Here is a 19,526-nt window from a genome sequence, read left to right as displayed (position 1 = left end):
CTGTCCACAAAGTGAAGAGCTCCGGTGTCCACGCCGGGATGAGGTTACACGCCATCTAGCAGGGCTGGGAGTACCCGAAACCCGCACTCGCCAGGGGATAGGCGTGCAGGGGCAGGAGCTCGGCGACGTGCGTATTGCGGCGCATCGGCCATCGCCGCGCGGTCACGGTTGTCCTGGCCAGCGGTGAAGAAGCCTCGCCAAGGGCGCCCGATCCACGGCCGAGGCTCTCGAGTGGGTTCGTCCGCGCCCGAGACGCGACCCGGTTCAGAGGAACCGGCACATGCCGTCCTGGCCGGTGCCGAGGTCCTTGAAACCGCGTGATTCGTAGAGCCTGCGACCGGGTGGATCAGCCGTCAGGCTGACGTAGGCACCCTCCGGGGCGCGGGTGCGGATGTCCTCGAGCAGGCTGTCGAGGATCGCGCCGCCGATCCCGCAACGTTGGTGCTCCGGCAGGACCGCCATGTCCGCGATGACGAAGTACCACCCGCCATCCCCCACGATGCGCCCCATGCCCACCGGATCGCCCGACGGTCCGATGACGTGCCTGAATATTCGCGGTTCTGAGGGCCAGCAGTAGTGCGGCCCAGGGCCAGTTCTCGATGCGCTGGTTATTGCGCTTGGGAGCCACCATTGACGTCTTTCAGAGCCACCTGTTTAGGCTCCTTCCACCATGTGAGGGCACGTGGTGGAAGGAGCAATTCCAATGGTAAAGAAGATCAATGCGAAAGCCGTGCTCGGCCTTCGCGCCGAGGGCCTCTCGGGCAGGGCGATCTCTGTCTCGCAGGGCATCTCCAGAAACAGTGTCGCGGTCGTCATCGAGGCCGCTGACCGGCTCGGTGTGGACTGGGACGAGCTGCGCGAGAGGCCGGAAGCCGAGGTCTACGCGCTCCTGTTCCCGGGCCGCGGCGAACGCCAGAGCGTGTTCGTCCAACCCGACTGGGACCAGGTACACCGGCAGCTGGCCCGGGTCGGGGTGACGCTGAAGCTGCTGCACGGTGAATACCAAGATGCCTGCGCCGCAACACGTCAGCCGGCGATGGGGCTACGACCGGTTCTGCAAAACCTACCAACGCCATGTCCTTATCGCCGGTGCCGCCTCGCGGGTCGGGCATAAGGCCGGCGTCAGCGTCGAGGTCGACTGGTCGGGCCCGACCATGCACCTGGATGACCCGGTGACCGGCAGGAAGCAGACCGTGTATCTGTTCGTCGCCTGGCTGCCGTTCAGCAGGTACGCCTTCGTGGCACCGGCCCTGGACATGAAGCAGGACACCTGGCTGCGCATCCACGTGGCGATGTTCGAGTTCCTGGGCGGCTCGGTACCGCGGATTGTCCCGGACAACCTCAAGACCGGGGTCATTTCCCATCCCCGCGAGGGTGAGATCGTGCTCAACGACGCCTACCGCGAACTCGCCGGACACTACGGGTCCGCGGTGCTGCCGGCCAGGGTGAAGCACGCGAAGGACAAACCCAGCGTGGAAAACACCGTCGGGCACGTGGCCACCTGGGTGATCGCCTCGCTACGGGAGCGGTCCTTCGCCACGTTGGAGCAGTTGCGGGCCGCGATCGGCGAACGCGTGCAGGCCTATAACCGCGAGCCGTTCCAGAAGCGTGCCGGATCCCGGTTGGGGGTGTTCACCAGCGAGGAGAAACGCCTGCTGCGTCCCCTTCCCGCGGTTCCCTACGAGATCAGCCGGTGGATCCACGGCCGGCGGGTTGCACGCAACAGCTACGTGTCCTGGGAGCGGAACTTCTACTCCGTGCTCTCCCAGCACATCGGCACACGCGTAGACCTGCGGATCACCGAATCGGTGTTGGAGGTCTATCGCGACCACGAGCGGCTCACCAGCCACCGGCTGCAACCAGCCGGGGCGGTGAACCAATACCGCACCAACGACGCCGACCTGCCCGGGGACCGCCGCTGGCGCGAATGGGACGGAACACGCGTGCGGGAATGGGCGTCGCGGATCGGCCCCGGCACGGTGACGGCCGTCGAGCGGATCTTCGAATCGGTTGCCATCGAGGAGCAAGGCCTGGACGCGGCACTGGCGGTGCTGCGCCTATCGCGCAGATACTGCCCGTCCCGGGTGGAAGCAGCCTGCCAACTCGCCCTGCGCGGACACGTCCGATCCCCGCGTTATGCGCACCTGCGCCCGATCCTGGAAACCAGGCAGGACCAAATCGGAACACCACCACCGGACGAGCCCGGCGGACCTGGCGGCTACGTCCGCGGTGCCGACTACTACGCGGGAGGGAACCGATGAGCCCGGTCGATATCGAGACCAAGCGCAAGCTGCGCGAGATGAACGCCAGTGACCTGCTCGCGGCCATCGAAACCCAGGATGAAACCCTGAGCATGCATCTGGCCTTCGAGGAACGAATCAGCCTGCTCGTGGACGAGGCGTATTCGGCCTTCACCCATTCGAAGGTGACCGGGCTGCTGCGACGGGCCGGACTGCGTTATCCGAACGCGGACCTGCGACGCGTGGACCTCCTCGAGGAACGCGGACTCTAACGGGCCACGGTCACCCAACTGGGCACCTGCTCGTTCATCGAGCGCCGGCAGAACGTGGTCTTCCAGGGCTACACCGGCTCCGGGAAGTCCTACCATGGGTGCGCCCTGGCCAAACAAGCGTGCCAGCACCGGATCCGGGCGCACTACATCCGCATGCCCGACCTCGAGGAAGCCTGGGCCCAGGCCAAGGACAAACCATCCGGCACCGCGAAGTTCCTACGCAAGTACGCCTCGTTCACGCTTCTTGTCGTAGATGAGTGGCCCCTGGACCGGCCATCGGAGCCGATGCGATCCATGCTGCTCGAACTCATGGAACGGCGCTACGACGCGACGTCGACGGTGTTCTGCACGCAATACCCGCAGAAGGATTGGCACCAGCGGCTCGGTTCGGCGGTCCACGCCGACGCGATCATGGACCGGATCATCCACAACACCATCTGGATAGAGACCGGGACCTACAACATGCGCGAGCACGCCACCGTAGCCAACGGGTAGAAGCCCTCGAGAGCGCCAGTGGCTCCCAAGCACGCGGCTACTGGCGCTCTTCGGCAATAACGCTGGCTCCCTCTGGCAATATCCACCGGCTCTCAAACCATCAAATACTCAACGTGCCGGAACGACCACGACCCCGCGATGGCGGCCTCGCCCTGCTCGGGGGTCCTCCGTGAGAGCCCACTGCCGGGACGGAGGCGCACACACTCCTCGACGGACGGAGCACCATGGATCAACTGGTAGGGCGGGAGCAATGGCATGTCGTGACTCTACCGGTTCACCTCCGAAGGGCCCCCACCGCCGTCGTGCATCGGAGGAACCCGGCTGCGCACTTCGATCCGGCGCCGGGCGTTGTCAGGCGGGTGCGCCCGGCTCCCCGGGGAAGCGGCCACCGACCATGCGGGTCATCCGTTCGGCTGCCTGCAGCAGGGGTTCGACCCACTGGCGGCAGACCTCCTCGGGCATCCGGAACGTCGGGCCGCTGATGGTCACCGCGCCCAGCACGGCGGCCGAGGCATCGAAGACCGGGGCGGAGAGCCCGGAGGCGCCGGATTCGCGTTCGCCGGTGGTGATGGCGAATCCGTCGGTCCGGGTCCGGCGCACGGCTTCCTGCAGCGCCTCGGACTCGGTGATGGTGAAGTCGGTGATCGATTCCAGCGGGGTGCGCAGCAGCGACTGGAGGAGTTCGGGATCCCAGGCGAGCAGCACCCGGCTGGCCGATCCCGCGTGCAGGGGCAGGATCTTGCCGACGTGCATTTCGCGGCGCAGCGCGTGCCGGGTCTCGGCCATGGCCACGCAAACGCGGTGGTTCTGCTCGGCCGTGAAGAAGCAGGCGGTCTCGCCGAGCGTGTCGCGCAGGTCCGCCAGCAGCGGGGAGACCACGTCGAGCATGGCCTTGCCGCGGGTCGCCGGCGCGGCCCAATACGCCATCTTCAGGCCGATCCGGTAGCCGTCGCCCTCGCGGTCCAGGAAGCCCTGCCCGACGAGGTTGGCCACCAGCCGCTGCACCGTCGACATCGGCAGGTCGGTGGCGGCACGGATGTCGCCCAGGGTGAGGATGGGCCGGGTCAACGTGAACGCGTCGAGGATGGCGGTGATCTTCCCGAGCACCAGCAGGGTGTTGCCGCTGGCCTTCGGGGCGGTGGACGCTGCTGGCATGGGACTTACGCTATGCGCAAGCGACCATCCAGTCCAACCCCTCCCCGCCCTGCAGCGCCCGTCCTACAGTGGGGGGATGAGCAGAGCGGCAACCCCCTTCATCGTCATCGGCAGCCTCGGCGTCCTGGCCGGAGGCCTCCTGTCGGCCATCAGTGCCGCATCGCCCAGTTACCTGGCGTCCTGGGCGGTGGCCTACCTGGTCCTCGTGGTCGGCGCCGCCCAGCTGGTGCTCGGTCTCGGCCAGGATCGGCTGGCTGCGGGAGAGGTGGCCCCCGGGGTCATCTCCGCCGAGCTGCTGGCGTTCAACCTGGCCAACATCGCCGTGCTGGCCGGCTCGCTGTTCGCGGTCGTGGCGCTGACCTGGCTGGGGGCGGCGTTGATCATCGTGTCTATGGCCCTGTTCATCTGGGCCGTGCGGGGCAGCACGTCCGAACACCGGGGACTGCTGTGGCTGTACCGCGTGGTGGTTGTGGTCCTGTTGGTCTCGGCCCCGATCGGCATCGTCCTGGCGCATTCGCGCATGGGCTGAGCGGCGGGAGGCCGGCCGCCGGGGTGGTGCCCACCGCGTCGCGGGCCTACGGTGGGGGACAGGACCCGATCCGGCAGGAGGGCATCGATGGGCAGCAGACCGGTAGGTGGCCGGGCAGCGCAGGGAGCGAGTGGCCGCGCCGGCCTGGCCGCTGCCTTCCGGGACGCGTTCGCCGGGCACCCCGGCGGCGTCGCCATCATCACGGCCGCCGGACCGCGAGGCCCGGTGGGTCTCACCGCGACGTCGGTGATCTCGGTCTCCGTGGCCCCGCCGACCCTGGCGTTTTCCCTGTCCTCGGCCCGCGGCTCGGCCGGGGCCCTGCTCACCGCCGATTTCCTGGCCGTGCACCTGCTCTCCACCGAGCACGAGGACCTGGCGAGGCTGTTCTCCGGCCCCGGTGCCGACCGCTTCGGCCCGGACACCGCATGGGACCGGGCGCCGACCGGCGAACCGTTGCTGGCCGGTCCGCAAGTGATCCTGCGCTGCCGCGTCCTGACACGGACGCCGGTGGCGGGATCGACGATCGTCGCCGCCCAGGTCATCGACCTGCTGGGCCCCGGTACGACGACGGAAGGCGGGGCAACCCCCCTGGTGCACTACCGCAGGGGGTACCACCGCCTTCAGGGGTGAACCGGTGCCGCGCCGGGGAGGAACCCCGGCGCGGCCACGGCTACTGGGTGATCGCCCGTCCGAGCGGCGCCGGGTCCACGACGTCGTGCTCCTCGAAGTAGTTGATCGCCGCGACCAGGTCGCTCTGGCCCGAATCGGCCGCGTTGGTGCCCTCGGCCAACGTGGTGAAGTTGTCCCCGCCGGCGGCCAGGAACGAGTTCACCACGACCCGGAAGACATCGCCGTCGGCGATCGGCTGCCCGTTGTACGACATCGACGTGATGTGCGAACCGCGGGGCGCGTCCTCGGTGTACGTGTAGCTCAGGCCCGCCGACACGCCCAGGTGCAGTTTCGGCCGGCTGGAGCCCTCCGGCTGCCACTGCTCCTCCAGGACGGCCTTGAGCTGGGCCCCGGTGAGGTCCTCGGTCCACAGGGTGTTGCCGAAGGGCTGCACGCTGGCCACGTCCTTGTAGGTAACGGTCCCGTCGGTGCCGTAGAGCAGGTCGGCCCGCAGCCCGCCCGGGTTCATCAGGGCGATCTGGGCCGGTTGACCGCCGAAGTCCTCATTGGAGGTCGCCCAGAGCTGCATGTCGGCCACGAGGTTGCCTAGGGAGGACTCCACGCCGCGGTCCGAGCCCGGCTCGGCCCCGCCGCGCAGGATGTCGGCGCTGATCTTGCCGATCGGCTGGGCACCGACGACCTCCGCCTGCTCGGCGGCAGCCGTCACGATGCGTGCTACCCGCCGGTCCGCCCGGAACGCGGCGACCGGGTCACCGGCGGCATCCGGCGTCGTCAACTGCACCAGCGAACCGGACAGGGAGACCGGCTTCTTGGTGCGGCGGTCGACCGTGATCTGCACGCGGTCCAGGGTCGTCCCGTATTCGTGCGCCTGCACCACCGGGCGCTTCATGGACTTCGGCCAGCCCTTGACCGGGTACGAGCACGCGTAGCCCTGGTGGGTATGGCCGGAGTAGATGGCATCGATGTTCGCCGACGCCCCGCGCACGAGGTCGCCGTAGGCGGTGTCCTCGGTGGCGATCGCCGAGCAGTCGGTGCCTGCCGACCCGTCGTGGGCCAGCAGGACGACGACGTCGGCCTCGCCGTTGGACTTGCGGCCATCGGAGAGCTGGCGGGCGACCCGGTTGGCCGCCTCGAGCTGGTTGCCGAAGTCCAGGTCGGCGATCCCCGCCGGGCTGACCAGCGATTCGGTCTGCTCGGTGACGACGCCGACGAACCCAACCGTCACGCCCTGGACCTTGCGCAGGGCGTATTCCTTCAGCGCCGGCCGGTGGGTGCCCGCGTAGTACACGTTGGCGCCGAGCGCGTAGTCAGCGCCGCGCTTCGCGCTGCCGTTGCCGTAGCGCGGGATCACCCGGTCCTTGAGGTCGTCGAAGCCGCGGTCGAATTCATGGTTGCCCACGGCCGAGACGTCCAGCCCTCCGACCCGGAGCGCGTCGATCGTGGGGGTGTCCTGCTGGGAGAACGAGGTGAAGGTCGAGGCGCCGATGTTGTCCCCGGCCGAGACGAAGAGCGTGTTGTCCTTGCGCTTGCCGGTCAGCTTGTCGACGGCACCGGCCAGGACGGCGGCGCCGGCCGAGGTGCCGTTGGCCTCGATCCGTCCGTGGAAGTCGTTGATGCCGAGCAGCTGGATGGTGCTGGTGCGCGGCTGGTGGTGTCCTCCACCGTGATGACCTCCACCGTGGCCGCCGCCGTGGTGCTTGCCCTGCGGGACCATGGGCGGCGCCGCCTGGGCCGGGGCGGCCAGGGAGGTGGCGGCGAGTGCGAGTCCCGCTGCGACCAGGCTGGCGCGTTGGATCGGATGCTTGCGTGGGTTCATGTCATGACTCCCGGGTGCGATGAGTGATGTGCCGCACCTTTGCGGCGCGACACCGGCGATACTACCGAGCGCCCGGGCCGTGTCAATGGCGGCGGGGACGGGCCGCCCCACCCCTTCCCAGTGAGCCCTGCGGGGAAAACAACGGAGCCCTGGGGGCGACGGCGGCCCACCGAGCCGCCGCGGCCCCGGGCACTGCGGAAAGGCAAGGCGGACCAAGGCAAAGGAGCCCCCGTGGCTGTGCTTCTGAATCCCTACCCTCGCGTTCTGGGGCAATGCCCGCAGTGCCCTGGAGTTCTACCACGGCATTGTCGGCGGGAACCTCGAGCGCTCGACGTTCGGTGGCTACTCCTTCGACGCCGCCAGAGCCCCGGTCGAGCAGGAGTGGATCATGCACGGGGCGCTCCCTGGGCGGGCGGCCTGGTCCTGCTGGCCGCGGACATCCCCACGACGCTGGACTGCGCGGCGTTGGCGGGCCTCTCGGTTTCGCTGAGCGGACAGGATGGCGCGGCGCTGGCGCAGGCGCCGTGGGGAGCTAGCTTCGGAATGTTGACGGGCCGGTCCGGGGTCGGCTGGATGGTGGACATCGGAACCACGGGTTGATGCGCCATATGGAACAAAGCTTGCAGTTGTGCAAACTTTGCACGAGTGCATAAACTGTACCCATGCAAGAAACCCCGATGACCCAGCGCGAGCGCAACCGCCTGGACACTTGGAATGCCGTGCATGATGCCGCGGCTGCCATGGCGCTCGAGGACGGCCCCGGGGTCGTGACCATCGAGGCCATCTCCACCCGGGCCGGTGTCTCCAAGCGGACGTTCTTCAACTACTTTCCGACCAAGGAAGACGCGATCCTGGGCACCCGCGCACCCTGCGTGCCGGATGAGCTGCTCGAGCAGTTCCGCACCAGCGACGCCGACCTGCTGACCCGGATCGTCCGGATCCTCACGGGGGTCATGCGGACCAGCCTCCGCGGTGGGGAGGCGTACCAGGAGCGGCGCAAGATTGTCAGCCGGTACCCCGAGCTCCGCGCGCGCGTCGTGCAGCACATCAATGACGCCGAACGCCTGGTCGACGAGATCCTGCGGGAACGCATCCAGAACGAGGAAGCCGAGGAAACGCTGAGCCGCCTGCCGGCGGGCGAGGAGTCGGCCCGCGCCCTGCTCATGCTCGCCGGGACGATCACGCGCTACGCCTACAGCTGCGACCCCGAGGGAACCGTCGCCGACATCGACGGGCACATCGATTCAGCCGTCCAGATCTTCCGAGAGGTTATGCAAGCCACCCATGACAACGACTAAAACCGCCAAAACCAAGCCGGTGCACGGCAGCAAGAACCACATCGTCCTGCTCTTCTCGGCCCTGATGGTCACGATGCTCATGGCATCGCTGAACCAGACGGTGCTCTCCGCCGCCCTGCCCACCATGGTCGGCGAGCTCAACGGCGTCGAGCACATGGCCTGGATCATCACGTCCTTCATCCTGGCCTCCACCGTGATGATGCCGGTCTACGGCAAGCTCGGCGACCTCTTCGGCCGCAAGCCCCTGCTGATCTTCGCCATCCTGGTCTTCATGTGCGGCTCCATCTGGGGCGCGCTGTCGGACACGATGAACGCCGTGATCATCGCCCGTGTCATCCAGGGCCTCGGCGGCGGCGGGCTGATGATCCTCTCGCAGGCAATCATCGCCGACGTCATCCCCGCGCGTGAACGCGGCAAGTACATGGGCGTCATGGGCGGCGTCTTCGCGATCTCCTCCGTGGCCGGCCCCCTGCTCGGCGGCTGGCTCACCGAAGGCCCCGGCTGGCGGTGGGCTTTCTGGCTGAACCTGCCCCTGGGTGCGGTTGCCGTCCTGGCCTCCATCTTCCTGCTGCACATCCCGAAGAAGACCAACGCGACCCGGCCCAAGATCGACGTCCTGGGCATGATGCTCATGGCGCTGGCCACCACCGCGCTGGTCCTGGCCGGGACCTGGGGCGGGAACACCTACGCCTGGGACTCGCCCACCATCCTGGGCCTGCTCGCCGGCGCCGTCGTCGCCGCCGGGCTGTTCGTGCTGACCGAGTCCAAGGTTTCCGAACCGGTCATGCCCCTGATGCTGTTCCGGAACCGCAACTTCGTCCTGACCACGTTCTCCGGCCTGATGATCGGCATCGCGATGTTCGGCGCCATCGGCTACATGCCGACCTACCTGCAGATGGTCACCGGCTTCGGGCCCACCGCGGCAGGCCTGCTGATGATCCCGATGATGGGCTGCCTGCTCATCACCTCCGTGATCGTCGGCCGGCAGGTCTCCGCCTCCGGCCGCTACAAGGTCGTCATGATCGCCGGCACCCTGGTGCTGGGCCTCGGGCTGTTCCTGCTCTCGACCATCCACGCCGATTCCCCGGTCTACCTGATCTGCGTCTTCCTCGGCGTCATGGGCCTCGGCCTGGGCATGTGCATGCAGATGCTCACCCTCGTCGCCCAGAACTCCTTCCATCTGCGCTATGTCGGCACCGCCACCGCCGGGCAGAACTACTTCCGGCAGGTGGGCGCCACCCTGGGCTCGGCGGTCGTCGGGTCGCTCTTCGCGAACCGCCTGACGGACCTGGTCAAGGAGCGGATGCCCGCCGGCGCGGCATCGGGTTCCGGCGCCCAGGTGAACTCGCTGACCCCGGAGCTGGTCAACTCGCTGCCGGAACCCATCCGCAACATCATCGTCACCTCCTACAACGAGGCCCTGGTGCCGATCTTCCTGTGGATGGTGCCGCTGGCGATCGCCGCGACCATCGCGCTGTGCTTCATGAGCGAAAAGGCCCTGGCCACCAAGATCGAACGCGACGTCCCTGCGGAGTCGCTGGCCGAGGGACAGCTGGCCCACGTCCAGGAACGCCCCAACGCCCGCAGCGGCGAGCCCACCCACCGGGCACCGTCTATGGCGCCCGTTCCTGCCCGCGATGTCGTCTCCGACCCGGAGGATCCGGGCGACCGCCCCGACGGAGCCCACCGGTCCGACGGCCCGGACGCCTAGGAACGGTCGCACAATGACAACGCACACGCGGGTCGCCGTCGTCGGGTTGGGGGCCCTGGGGGCCGCCGCCCTCTGGCGCCTGGCGGCCCGCGGCGTGGACGTCGTGGGGTTCGAGCAATTCGGCATCGGGCATGCTCTCGGCTCGTCCCACGGGCAGACCCGGCTCTTCCGTGAGGCCTGCCTGGAGCATCCCGGACTCGCGCCGATGGCCGCCGAGAGCCGAACGCTGTTCCGCCAGCTCGAACAGGCCTCCGGCAAGGAACTGCTGCGCATCACCGGCGGCTACCTGATCGGCTCCCCGGAGTCCGACGTCGTGGCCGGTACCGCCCGCGCCGCGGACGCCTACGGCCTGCCCTATGAACGGCTCGACCGCGCGGCACTCGCGGCCCGGCTGCCGCAGCAGGCGGAACTGCCCCCGGACGCCTGCGGCATCCACGATCCGGGCTGCGGGGTCATCGACCCCGAGGCGACCGTCGTCGCGGCCGTCGCCGAAGCGGCCCGCCTCGGGGCGGCCGTCCACACGCACACCACCGTCGAGACCCTCGAGCCGGGCGCCGACGGCGTGCGCATCACTGCGGGCGGTCGCGTGCACACGGCGGATGCGGTGATCGTGGCGGCCGGGGCCTGGCTGCCGCCGTTCATCCCCGAGCTCGAACTCACCCCGGTCCGCACCCCGTTGCACTGGTTCGCGCCCGACCGGGACGGGGCGGGCTCGGCCACCGACTTCGCGGTCGACCGCTTCCCCGTCATCGTGCGGCAAACCGACCCGGAGACCGTCCTCTGGGGACACGGCGCCGTGGACGGCGGCCTGGTCAAACTCGGGATCGGCGACATTTGGGGCGAGCGGCCACCGCGCATCGACCCGTCCGCCCTGGACCGCGGGGTGAACACCGCCGAGTGGCGGCGCCTCTCCGCCCTGGTGGAGCGCGTCCTGCCGGGGCTCGACCCCGTCCCCGCCCGGGTGGAACCGTGCATGATCACCCTCTCGCCCGATGACCAGTTCGTGATCGGCACCAGCCCGGCCTCGCCGCGGATCCTGGTGGCCGGCGGGGACAGCGGCCACGCGTTCAAGCACTGCCTGGCCATCGGCGAGAGCCTCGCCCGCGACGTCGCCGGCGAGGCCCAGCCCTACGACCTCGACTTCGTGAGGCCCGGCCGGTTCGCGGTGTGAGGCACGGAATTGCGCGCCGTGGCGGGGTGCACAACACTGGATGACGGGACCCGACTGGCGTCCCGATGCGCCAACCAAGGAGTGACACCGTGAGCGAACCGATCCATGTGGGCCCGGTCGACGAGATCGAGGAAGGCGAAGCCAAGGTCATCGACGCCGACGAGACCGGAACGGGCTCCGACATCGCCGTCTTCCACAGTGAGGAAGGCGGCTTCTACGCCCTCGACGACGAGTGCACGCACGAGACCGCCTCGCTGGCCGACGGCTGGATCGAGGGCGACGAGGTCGAATGCCCCGTCCACTCGGCCCGCTTCTGCCTGAAGACCGGCGAGGCGCTCTGCCTGCCGGCCACCGTCAACGCCCGCACCCACAAGGTCGAGGTCCGCGACGGCGAGGTCCTGCTATACCCCGGCGTCCCGGTCGCCGACGCCTAGCCGCTCCAACACCGCCGGCGTGCCCAGTTCCGGCCGGTCCCCGGGCCGGGCCAGGTAGTGGACCAGCGCGGCATGCAGCAGGTTCGGATCGGCGAGCAGCAGCTCCACCGGGACCACCAGGTCCGGGCGGGTTCCGCCGTCGTTCTCTGTCCCGCCGTCGCCGGGGGTGGCCCTGCGGTGCAGGACGATCTGTGCCGGTCCGCGGCGCCCCAGCGGGCTGCGGCCGCGCGGGTCCGCGGCGCTGACCGAGGCCACATCGCGCCAATACACCTCGCCCAGGCCCAGCGGCCCGTGGAGCACCACCCGGCTGCGGGTCAGGTAGACCCCCGGTGGCAGCTCGGAGGCGGCCAGGCGCAGCAGGCGCAGGCCCTCGCGCAGGATGAGGAATCCGGCGATGCCCAGCGCGACGGCCCCCGCGATCGTCCACACGCGCTCGAACCCGGAATGCAGCAGCACGAATCGGCCGATGGCGGCCAGCGCGGCCACCAGCCCGATGACGCCCAAGCCCACGGTGGCCGCTGCGAAGGATGGCGAGTTCCGCCGCGCGGCGAAGTAGGTGGCGGCCCGCAGGCCGCTGCTGGTGGTGACCGGCCGCAGCTGTGGATCCGGCGGGAAGGGGTCAACCCGGAACTCGCGGCCCACCGAGACGATCGTGCCGACCCCGAAGGCGACCAGCGGGATGCCGAACAGCAGCGAGCCGAGCACCAGGGCCCAGGCGCCGAGACCGAGCAGGAACGCGGACATGACGAACGCCGGGACCAGATGGTGGGCCAGTTTCCAGCCGCGATGCCGCGGCGCCCACACCGGCTCGACCTCCTGCGCTGCTGACATGCCCTTATCGTAGCGAGCGGCGGCGCCTCAGGGCCCCAATACGCGCACGGGGGAGCCGGCGAGCCAGGCCGCCACGTCCTCGAGCGTCTGCCCGTAGAACACCGCGTACTGTTCGGCGGTGACATAGCCCAGATGCGGGGTGAGCACCGTGCGCGGGGCCTCCAGGAGCGGATGGCCGGCCGGCAGGGGTTCGTTGTCGAACACGTCCAGCGCGGCCCCGCCCAGCCAGCCCTCGTGGAGCCCGCGGACCATCGCCTCCTGGTCCACGATCGGCGCCCGCGCCGTGTTCACCAGCAGGCCGCGGGGTCCCAGCAGGCGCAGCTCCGCCTCGCCGACCAGCCCGCGGGTGCGTTCCGACAGGCGCAGGTGCACGCTGAGCACGTCGGCGGCGGCGAACAGCTCCTCGCGCCCCACCAGCCGGGCCCCGGCCGCCGCGGCCCGCGCGGCGTCCAGGTGCTGGCTCCAGGCGATGACGTCCATCCCGAATGCCGCGCCGTACCCGGCGATGCGCGTGCCGATCTTGCCCAGCCCGAGCACGCCGAGCGTCCGGCCGGCCAGCTCGGAGCCGACGCCGGTCTGCCAGCCCCCGTCCCGCAGGGAGGCCTGCTGGGCGGGGATGTCGCGCATCCAGGACATCAGCAGCGCCCAGGTGTGCTCCGGCGCCGCGGTGGGCGAACCCTGCGTCCCACACACGGTGACGCCCGCCGCCGCGGCGGCCTCCAGGTCGATCGCCGCGTTGGCCATCCCGGTGGTGACCAGCAGCCGCAGCCCCGGCAGCCCGGCGATCAGGTCCGCGCCGAAGGCCGTGCGCTCGCGCATCGCCACCACGATGTCGAACCCCTCCAGCGCCGCGACCACCTCCCCGGGCGTCGTCAACGGGTCGTGGAAGACCACCACCTCCACGTCCTCCAGCGTGTCCCACGCGGCGGCATCCAGCGCCACGTCCTGGTAGTCATCGAGGATCGCCAGCCGGTGGGCCGGGCGGTCGGTGGTGGCCATGCGGGCCCCTTCCTGTGGTGGTCGTCTCCCGTGAACCCTATGCCCGTAGGCTGTCATCCAACACCACGGCGAAGGAGTCCCCCGATGCACAACGCGACCCGCACTGCGATGCCCCGTGCAGTGCACGACGCCGGAACCCGCCTGCTGTTCGGCTGCATGGGATTGGGCGGTGACTGGGAGAAGGGGCCGCTCGAAGCGGCCGATGTGGCCGCGGCCCACGCCGCCGTCGACGCGGCATTGCAGGCCGGCATCACCGTGTTCGACCATGCCGACATCTACCGCAACGGCAAGGCGGAGGAGGTCTTCGGCCGCGTGCTGGCCGAGCGGCCGGGACTGCGCGAGGGGATCCACCTGCAGACCAAGTGCGGGATCGTGCTCGGCACACCCGGGGCGCCGGGCCGGTACGACTCCTCGGCGAAGGCCATCACCGCCCGCGTCGACGGCTCACTGGCCCGGCTCGGCGTCGAGCGGATCGACACGCTGCTGATCCACCGCCCGGACCCGTTGACCCCGCCAGACGAGATCGCCGACGCCGTCGCGGCGCTGCGGGCGGCGGGGAAGGTGAGCCGCCTGGGGGTCTCCAACCACTCGGGAGCGCAGATGGCCCTGCTGCAGTCGGTGCTGGACGAGCCGCTGGCCGTGAACCAGCTGCAGCTCAGCCTGGGCCACCGCGGGTGGCTCGAATCGGCGGTCATGGCCAACGTGCTGGACCCGCAGGCCGGCGGCCCGGGCGCGGACGCCGCGTCGTTCCCGCACGGCACGCTGGAATACTGCGCTGCCCACGGGGCGGAACTGCAGGCGTGGGGCGCCATGGATCGGGGCCGGTACACCCGCGGCCCGGCCGCCGTGCCCGACTCCGACCGCCCGGCCGCCGCGCTCGTGGCCCGGCTCGCCGACAAGCTGGACGCCACGCCCGAGGCGGTCGTCCTGGGCTGGCTGATGCGCCACCCGGCCCGCATCCGCCCCGTCGTCGGCACGACCAGTCCTGCCCGGATCGCCGCCTGCGCCGGCGCCGACACCGTCGCCGCGCGCATGACCGGGGACGACTGGTACGCCCTGTGGACCGCCGCCCGTGGCGAGCCGCTGCCGTAGCCGTCCTTGCCTGTGCTCCTGGACTGGTCCGGTCCCGGCCCTACCCCGCCTCGTGCAGCAGCTCCAGCGTCCGGCGCAACGGCTGCGCCGGCCGCCCCAGCAGCCGCGGCACGTCGTCGCTGACCGGCGACAGGTCGCCCGAGGCGATCGCGGTGTAGGTGCTGACCCAGGCGTCCAGCTGCCAGTCCGGGGCGCCATACGATGCGCGCGAGGCCCGCGCCTCGTCCACGGTCTCGGCCAGGTAGCGCACGCTGCTGCCGGTGACCTCGCTGATCACCGCCGCCGCCTCGTCCAGGCTGAACGCCTCCGGGCCGGTCAGGTCGTACGTCCGGCCCGCATGCGCCGCGTCCCGCCCGGCGGCCCGTTCCACAGCGGTCTCGGCGAGCACGACCGCCGCCACGGCGGCCACGTCGTCGCGCGCCACCGCCGAGACCCGTCCCACGCCGGCGGGTCCGCGCAGCAGCCCGTCCTCCCCGGCGAAAAACGGGAAGACGTCCTGGTAGAAGTTGTCGCGCAGGATCGTGTGCGGCAGCCCGGAGGCGGCCAGCAGCTGTTCGGTGGCGAAGTGGTCGCGGGCCAGCGTGAACACCGCATCGGGCGCCGCGGCCAGGAACGACGTGTAGACCACGTGCCCCACCCCGGCGGCGGCCGCGGCACGGAGGAACGTCGCATGGTCGGCCAGCCGGTGGTCCGTCTCGGCGGCGGAGACCATGAGTACGACGTCGGCACCGGCCAGGGCGCTGGCGGCACCGTCCTCATCGGCGAAGTCGAGCGCCGCGGACTCGACTGCGGTAGCCGCCGTCGTACTGGGCAGGGCACGGGCGGCGGCCGCGGCGCGCTCGGCATCCCGGGAGAACAGGCGCAACCGGGCGGTGCCGGACAGGCGGCGGGCCACGCGGGAGCCGACCGCGCCGGTCGCCCCGGTGATCGCGATCAGGGGAGTGCTGGGGGAATGCGCTCGGGTCATGCGTCCACCGTACGCCCGGCACCGGGTCACACGGCAGCGCAGGGGCCGGCGGCAGAATACGATGGCTGGACCATGAACAAGACCCGCGCCCTCGCCAAGCCGCTGACGTGGCTGCTCATCATCGCCCTCATCGCCACCGTCGGGGCCGGTGTGCTCCAGGGCGTGCTGTGACGACCGGCGTCGAGGCGCTGGCCGAGCCGACGCGCCCCGTCAACGCCCGCTGGGTCCTCGGCGCCGTGGTGGTCAACGTCGTCATCAACGTCGCCTTCTTCGCGCCGATCAACATCCTGATCGGCCTGCAGGCCACGGCGATCAGCGCCGACCACAAGGAGGCGATCCTGTCCCTGGTCACCGCCTGCGGCGCGGCCGTGGCGCTGGTGGCCAACCCGGTCACCGGGGCGCTGTCCGACCGCACCACCTCCGGCTGGGGCCGGCGCTCGCCGTGGATCCTCTGCGGGGCCGTGCTGGGCACCGCGGCCATGCTCTTCCTCTCCGGTGCGACGACGATCGCCGCCCTGGTCATCGGCTGGTGCCTGGTGCAGGCCGGCTGCAACGCCATGTACTCGTCCATCACCGCCGCCGTCCCGGACCGGGTGCCGGTGGCCCAGCGCGCCACTGTCGGCGGGCTGGCTGCCATGGGCCAGACCCTGGGCATCCTGGGCGGCTCGGTGGTCGGGTTCGTGATCTCCGGGGACGTGGCCGTGGGCTATTGGATCTGCGCCGCGGCGATCGCGCTCGGCGTCATCCCGTACCTGACGCACCGCAACGACCCGGTCCTGCCGGCCGGGGTGCAGCCCCGCTTCCGGCTGGGCGAGTTCCTGCGCGGCTTCTGGATCAACCCCGCCGAACACCCCGACTTCGGCTGGGCCTGGCTGACCCGCTTCCTCATGTTCGTGGGCAACCAGCTGGTCATCGTGTACCTGCTGTTCTTCCTCACCGACGTCATCCACCACCCCAACCCGGCCGGCGGGGTGCTGGTGCTCACCGGGTTGTATGCGGTGATGGTCGTCCTGACCAGCGTGGCCGTGGGGCGCTGGAGCGACCGGGTCGGCCAGCGCAAGGTCTTCGTGGCCGGGGCCTCCGGGGTGATCGCGTGCGCCGCGCTGATCATGGCGTTCTTCCAGGTCTGGCCGGCCGCGATGGCCGGGGCGGCCGTCCTGGGGATCGGCTTCGGGGCCTACCTGGCCGTGGACTTCGCCCTGCTGACCCAGGTGCTGCCTTCCGCCGCGGCCCGGGGCAAGGACATGGGAGTGGTCAACATCGCCGCCGCCCTGCCCCAGGTCATCGCCCCGACGCTGGCGCTGGTGGCGGTGCAGTACCTCGGCGGGTACACCGCGCTGTTCGTGATGGCCGCCGTCATCGGGCTGGTCGCCGCCGTGCTGGTGTACCGGATCACATCGGTGCCGTAGCCCGGGCACGCGCCCGGGTACCGCCGTCGTGCCCTGACCTTCGCGTGCACCGTCCTGCGCTGTCCTGCGCTCGCGGTAGCCTGAATGAATGATGGACTGGCTCCGCGAGGCACCCTTTGGCTGGGCGTACCTGTTCCTCTTCTGCGGTGCGATGCTGCGGGCCAATACCACCTACTGGATCGGCCGCGGCATCGCCGCCGGGGTCAGCCATTCACGCTTCGAGCACGTCCTCGAGGGCCCGATCTACCAGCGCGCCCGGCGCTTCATGGCCCGCTGGGGGATCCTGGCCGTCCCCCTGTCGTTCCTGACCATTGGCATCCAGACCGCGGTGAACGCCAGCGCCGGGATCTCCCGCATGCCGCTGGTGCGCTACCTGCCGGCCGTCGTCGCCGGCTGCCTGCTATGGGCGCTGATCTACGCCACGGTCGGCATGGCCGTGGTCTACGCGGCGCTCGCCGTCGGATGGCAGTGGATCGCCCTGGCGGCCGTGCTGCTCGTCGCGGGGACGCTGCTGTGGATCCGCCACCGGCGCCGCAACGGCTAATCACCGGGGCCCGAGAGGAACGACGGCGGAACCCGGTCAGCGCCCACGACCCCTTCCAGCAACGCCGCTTCGATGGGCATGCCGGCGCGCAGCACGCTGATCTGCCCGGTCGACTCCAGGATCACGCAGGCGACCTCCGAGCGGTGCCGGATCCCGGACAGACGCAGCCGGGCGGTCAGCTCCGCCGCCGAGATGTGGGTCCGGCGCAGGTTCTCCTCGACGGTCTCCGTCCCGGCCATGAGCAGGTACGCCCGGTTGTTGACCAGTCCCTCGGCCGGGCGAAAGCGGCGCAGCTGGCCCGTCAGCGCCTGCAGGACCAGCAGGGTCAACAGCCCCAGTGCGCCGGCGGCCAGCGTCGGGGTGTACCCGAGGATCGCCCGGCCGACGACCGCGCCCAGGGCGACCGCCGCGGCCAGGTCGAAGCTGGACAGGCTGGCCATGGTCCGCTGGCCCATCACGCGGATCAGCGCCAGCACCAGGACGTACAACAGGATCGCCGAGACGACGACCCGTCCCGCGTCGGCCCACGTCAGACCGTATTCGTGCCACATGAGTGCCCCTCTCTACCGGGTTCCACCCTAGACCGGTGGCCGCCGTCGTCCCGGGATCGCGGTCGTCCGGGGGGCAGCGGTCCGGAGGCAGGGGGACCCCCACGACAACGGGCGGCCCGACACCCTTGGGGTGCTGGACCGCCCGTGTTCCGGGGGCGTGGTGCCTAGCTGGTTGACATCAGCCGACGGGGGTGCCGTTGAGCACCGTTGCGGTCGGGGTGTAGTCCAGGCCGAGGGCTTCGGCGACCGGGGCGAACGTCACCCGTCCGTCGTGGACGTTCAGGCCGTTGGCCAGTCCGGGATCGGCCTGCAGGGCCGCCCGCCAGCCCTGGGTGGCGATGCGCAGGGCGTAGGGCAGCGTCGCGTTGGTCAGCGCCGCGGTCGAGGTCTGCGGGACGGCGCCGGGCATGTTCGCCACACAGTAGTAGACGGCGTCGTGGACCTTGAAGGTCGGGTCGGCGTGCGTGGTGGCGTGCGATCCCTCGAAGCAGCCGCCCTGGTCGATCGCGATGTCCACCAGCACGGAGCCGGGGCGCATGTTCGCGACCATGTCCTGGGTGACGAGCTTCGGGGCGGCGGCCCCGGGGATCAGGACCGACCCGATGACCAGGTCGGCCGCGGCGACCTCGCCGGCGATCGTGAACTTCGAGGAGGCCAGGGTCTTGATGCGGCCGTTGTAGGCGACGTCGATTTCCTTGAGCCGGCCCAGGTTGATGTCGATGATCGTCACATCGGCGCCCATGCCCGCGGAGATCGCGGCGGCGTTTTCGCCGGCCACCCCACCGCCGATGACGACGACCTTGGCCGGGCGGGTGCCCGGGACGCCGCCCATGAGCACGCCCGCGCCGCCGTTGGGCTGCTGCAGCTGGTAGGCGCCCACCTGGGCTGCCAGTCGGCCGGCGACCTCGGACATCGGGGCCAGCAGGGGCAGGCCGCGCCCTGCAGTGACGGTTTCGTAGGCGATCGCCGTGGCGCCGGCGTTGATGATGGCCTCGGTGCACTCGCGCGAGGCCGCCAGATGCAGGTAGGTGAACAGGATCTGGTCGCGGCGGATGCGGTGGTACTCGGCAGCGATCGGTTCCTTGACCTTGAGGATCATCTCCGCCTCGGCCCAGGTGCTGTCGGCATCCGCGGCGATGCGTGCCCCGGCTTCGATGTACAGATCGTCGGGGATGCCCGATCCGACGCCGGCGCCGGCCTCGACGAGGACGTCGTGGCCTCGTTCGACGAATTCGGAAACACCGGCAGGGGTAATGGCTACGCGGAACTCGTTGTTCTTGATTTCGCGGGGAACGCCGATGATCATGGGGTACTCCTTGGTTATTGGTGGCCGTCAGCATGGACCGGGCTCCCATTCCCGGATCCTGACAGGTGGGTTGTCG

The 19,526-nt window shown here is 70.4% G+C and carries 20 protein-coding genes and 1 pseudogene; 13 read left to right on the top strand and 8 right to left on the bottom strand.

The features are described from left to right. Nucleotides 1–264: 264 nt before the first annotated feature. Complete coding sequence (locus AB8M85_RS04235; RefSeq protein ID WP_372697717.1) at nt 265–612, bottom strand: GNAT family N-acetyltransferase; 348 nt, start codon at nt 610–612, stop codon at nt 265–267. Between the two features lie 91 nt (nt 613–703). On the opposite strand from AB8M85_RS04235, the pseudogene istA reads away from it, so the two are divergent. The 3 genes and pseudogenes from istA (at nt 704) to AB8M85_RS04220 (ending at nt 3,007) form a co-directional block, all read left to right on the top strand. Beyond that, nucleotides 704–2,261 (top strand): annotated as a pseudogene (istA, locus tag AB8M85_RS04230) (IS21 family transposase). Continuing rightward, the gene (locus AB8M85_RS04225; RefSeq protein WP_372697504.1) at nt 2,258–2,512 is read left to right on the top strand and encodes a hypothetical protein; all 255 of its coding nucleotides are present in this window, start codon (nt 2,258–2,260) and stop codon (nt 2,510–2,512) included. Before istA ends, AB8M85_RS04225 begins: the two are co-directional and overlap by 4 nt. Nucleotides 2,513–2,530: 18 nt before the next feature. Next, on the top strand, nt 2,531–3,007 hold the full coding sequence (locus tag AB8M85_RS04220) for an ATP-binding protein (protein ID WP_372697716.1): 477 nt from the start codon (nt 2,531–2,533) through the stop codon (nt 3,005–3,007). Nucleotides 3,008–3,358: 351 nt separating this feature from the next. Here AB8M85_RS04220 and AB8M85_RS04215 read toward each other — a convergent pair whose 3' ends face one another. Further along, nucleotides 3,359–4,162: an IclR family transcriptional regulator gene (locus tag AB8M85_RS04215; protein ID WP_372697503.1), complete on the bottom strand. Its 804-nt coding sequence runs from the start codon at nt 4,160–4,162 to the stop codon at nt 3,359–3,361. Between the two features lie 76 nt (nt 4,163–4,238). Between AB8M85_RS04215 and AB8M85_RS04210 the strand changes: the two genes are divergently transcribed. Both AB8M85_RS04210 and AB8M85_RS04205 read left to right on the top strand, forming a co-directional pair. Then, a complete protein-coding gene (locus AB8M85_RS04210) occupies nt 4,239–4,691 on the top strand; it encodes a hypothetical protein (protein WP_372697502.1) in 453 nt (150 codons plus the stop codon). An 87-nt stretch (nt 4,692–4,778) separates the two neighbouring features. Beyond that, the gene (locus AB8M85_RS04205; protein WP_372697501.1) at nt 4,779–5,321 is read left to right on the top strand and encodes a flavin reductase family protein; all 543 of its coding nucleotides are present in this window, start codon (nt 4,779–4,781) and stop codon (nt 5,319–5,321) included. 40 nt (nt 5,322–5,361) lie between these two features. Here the strand turns inward: AB8M85_RS04205 and AB8M85_RS04200 are convergent, their stop codons facing one another. Beyond that, entirely contained in the window at nt 5,362–7,137 is a 1,776-nt protein-coding gene (locus tag AB8M85_RS04200; RefSeq protein WP_372697500.1) for a bifunctional UDP-sugar hydrolase/5'-nucleotidase, read from the bottom strand. A gap of 381 nt (nt 7,138–7,518) precedes the next feature. Here AB8M85_RS04200 and AB8M85_RS04195 point away from each other — a divergent pair, with 381 nt between their 5' ends. From AB8M85_RS04195 to AB8M85_RS04175, 5 genes are all read left to right on the top strand, one after another. After that, nucleotides 7,519–7,737: a hypothetical protein gene (locus AB8M85_RS04195; protein WP_372697499.1), complete on the top strand. Its 219-nt coding sequence runs from the start codon at nt 7,519–7,521 to the stop codon at nt 7,735–7,737. Between the two features lie 62 nt (nt 7,738–7,799). Beyond that, a complete protein-coding gene (locus AB8M85_RS04190) occupies nt 7,800–8,435 on the top strand; it encodes a TetR/AcrR family transcriptional regulator (RefSeq protein WP_372697498.1) in 636 nt (211 codons plus the stop codon). Continuing rightward, nucleotides 8,422–10,146, top strand: coding sequence for an MDR family MFS transporter (locus AB8M85_RS04185; protein WP_372697497.1), 1,725 nt, complete (start codon nt 8,422–8,424; stop codon nt 10,144–10,146). Before AB8M85_RS04190 ends, AB8M85_RS04185 begins: the two co-directional genes overlap by 14 nt. Nucleotides 10,147–10,159: 13 nt before the next feature. Next, nucleotides 10,160–11,317 (top strand): N-methyl-L-tryptophan oxidase, encoded by a 1,158-nt coding sequence (solA, locus tag AB8M85_RS04180; protein WP_372697496.1) that lies wholly within the window; start codon nt 10,160–10,162, stop codon nt 11,315–11,317. An 89-nt stretch (nt 11,318–11,406) separates the two neighbouring features. After that, the gene (locus tag AB8M85_RS04175; protein WP_372697495.1) at nt 11,407–11,751 is read left to right on the top strand and encodes a bifunctional 3-phenylpropionate/cinnamic acid dioxygenase ferredoxin subunit; all 345 of its coding nucleotides are present in this window, start codon (nt 11,407–11,409) and stop codon (nt 11,749–11,751) included. On the opposite strand, the gene AB8M85_RS04170 is transcribed toward AB8M85_RS04175, so the two are convergent. Beyond that, nucleotides 11,719–12,582 (bottom strand): hypothetical protein, encoded by an 864-nt coding sequence (locus AB8M85_RS04170; RefSeq protein WP_372697494.1) that lies wholly within the window; start codon nt 12,580–12,582, stop codon nt 11,719–11,721. The genes AB8M85_RS04175 and AB8M85_RS04170 overlap by 33 nt on opposite strands. Before the next feature lie 27 nt (nt 12,583–12,609). Next, nucleotides 12,610–13,581, bottom strand: coding sequence for a D-2-hydroxyacid dehydrogenase family protein (locus tag AB8M85_RS04165; protein ID WP_372697493.1), 972 nt, complete (start codon nt 13,579–13,581; stop codon nt 12,610–12,612). A gap of 84 nt (nt 13,582–13,665) precedes the next feature. Between AB8M85_RS04165 and AB8M85_RS04160 the strand changes: the two genes are divergently transcribed. Next, nucleotides 13,666–14,673, top strand: a complete 1,008-nt coding sequence (locus AB8M85_RS04160) for an aldo/keto reductase family oxidoreductase (RefSeq protein WP_372697492.1) — start codon at nt 13,666–13,668, stop codon at nt 14,671–14,673. Between the two features lie 40 nt (nt 14,674–14,713). Here AB8M85_RS04160 and AB8M85_RS04155 read toward each other — a convergent pair whose 3' ends face one another. Beyond that, complete coding sequence (locus tag AB8M85_RS04155; protein ID WP_372697491.1) at nt 14,714–15,640, bottom strand: NAD(P)H-binding protein; 927 nt, start codon at nt 15,638–15,640, stop codon at nt 14,714–14,716. 167 nt (nt 15,641–15,807) lie between these two features. On the opposite strand from AB8M85_RS04155, the gene AB8M85_RS04150 reads away from it, so the two are divergent. Then, complete coding sequence (locus AB8M85_RS04150) at nt 15,808–17,049, top strand: MFS transporter (protein WP_372697490.1); 1,242 nt, start codon at nt 15,808–15,810, stop codon at nt 17,047–17,049. Between the two features lie 88 nt (nt 17,050–17,137). Then, nucleotides 17,138–17,593 carry a DedA family protein gene (locus AB8M85_RS04145; RefSeq protein ID WP_372697489.1) on the top strand — a complete coding sequence of 152 codons (456 nt, stop codon included), beginning with the start codon at nt 17,138–17,140 and terminating at the stop codon, nt 17,591–17,593. Here AB8M85_RS04145 and AB8M85_RS04140 read toward each other — a convergent pair. Both AB8M85_RS04140 and ald read right to left on the bottom strand, forming a co-directional pair. Then, the gene (locus AB8M85_RS04140; RefSeq protein ID WP_372697488.1) at nt 17,590–18,144 is read right to left on the bottom strand and encodes a DUF421 domain-containing protein; all 555 of its coding nucleotides are present in this window, start codon (nt 18,142–18,144) and stop codon (nt 17,590–17,592) included. The genes AB8M85_RS04145 and AB8M85_RS04140 overlap by 4 nt on opposite strands. Nucleotides 18,145–18,322: 178 nt before the next feature. Then, complete coding sequence (gene ald / locus AB8M85_RS04135; RefSeq protein WP_372697487.1) at nt 18,323–19,450, bottom strand: alanine dehydrogenase; 1,128 nt, start codon at nt 19,448–19,450, stop codon at nt 18,323–18,325. Nucleotides 19,451–19,526: the final 76 nt, after the last annotated feature.

It is taken from the genome of Arthrobacter sp. JSM 101049 (assembly GCF_041679245.1).
Lineage (GTDB): Bacteria > Actinomycetota > Actinomycetes > Actinomycetales > Micrococcaceae > Arthrobacter_H.
This window is presented reverse-complemented; position numbering and strand designations above follow the sequence as displayed.

Bases quoted from the DNA above. Each gene is read 5' to 3' on its own strand.
- AB8M85_RS04225 (WP_372697504.1), top strand. From the start codon at position 2,258: ATGAGCCCGGTCGATATCGAGACCAAGCGCAAGCTGCGCGAGATGAAC.
- AB8M85_RS04215 (WP_372697503.1), bottom strand. From the start codon at position 4,162: ATGCCAGCAGCGTCCACCGCCCCGAAGGCCAGCGGCAACACCCTGCTG.
- AB8M85_RS04210 (WP_372697502.1), top strand. From the start codon at position 4,239: ATGAGCAGAGCGGCAACCCCCTTCATCGTCATCGGCAGCCTCGGCGTC.
- AB8M85_RS04205 (WP_372697501.1), top strand. From the start codon at position 4,779: ATGGGCAGCAGACCGGTAGGTGGCCGGGCAGCGCAGGGAGCGAGTGGC.
- AB8M85_RS04200 (WP_372697500.1), bottom strand. From the start codon at position 7,137: ATGAACCCACGCAAGCATCCGATCCAACGCGCCAGCCTGGTCGCAGCG.
- AB8M85_RS04190 (WP_372697498.1), top strand. From the start codon at position 7,800: ATGCAAGAAACCCCGATGACCCAGCGCGAGCGCAACCGCCTGGACACT.
- AB8M85_RS04185 (WP_372697497.1), top strand. From the start codon at position 8,422: ATGACAACGACTAAAACCGCCAAAACCAAGCCGGTGCACGGCAGCAAG.
- solA (WP_372697496.1), top strand. From the start codon at position 10,160: ATGACAACGCACACGCGGGTCGCCGTCGTCGGGTTGGGGGCCCTGGGG.
- AB8M85_RS04170 (WP_372697494.1), bottom strand. From the start codon at position 12,582: ATGTCAGCAGCGCAGGAGGTCGAGCCGGTGTGGGCGCCGCGGCATCGC.
- AB8M85_RS04165 (WP_372697493.1), bottom strand. From the start codon at position 13,581: ATGGCCACCACCGACCGCCCGGCCCACCGGCTGGCGATCCTCGATGAC.
- AB8M85_RS04160 (WP_372697492.1), top strand. From the start codon at position 13,666: ATGCACAACGCGACCCGCACTGCGATGCCCCGTGCAGTGCACGACGCC.
- AB8M85_RS04155 (WP_372697491.1), bottom strand. From the start codon at position 15,640: ATGACCCGAGCGCATTCCCCCAGCACTCCCCTGATCGCGATCACCGGG.
- AB8M85_RS04145 (WP_372697489.1), top strand. From the start codon at position 17,138: ATGATGGACTGGCTCCGCGAGGCACCCTTTGGCTGGGCGTACCTGTTC.
- AB8M85_RS04140 (WP_372697488.1), bottom strand. From the start codon at position 18,144: ATGTGGCACGAATACGGTCTGACGTGGGCCGACGCGGGACGGGTCGTC.
- ald (WP_372697487.1), bottom strand. From the start codon at position 19,450: ATGATCATCGGCGTTCCCCGCGAAATCAAGAACAACGAGTTCCGCGTA.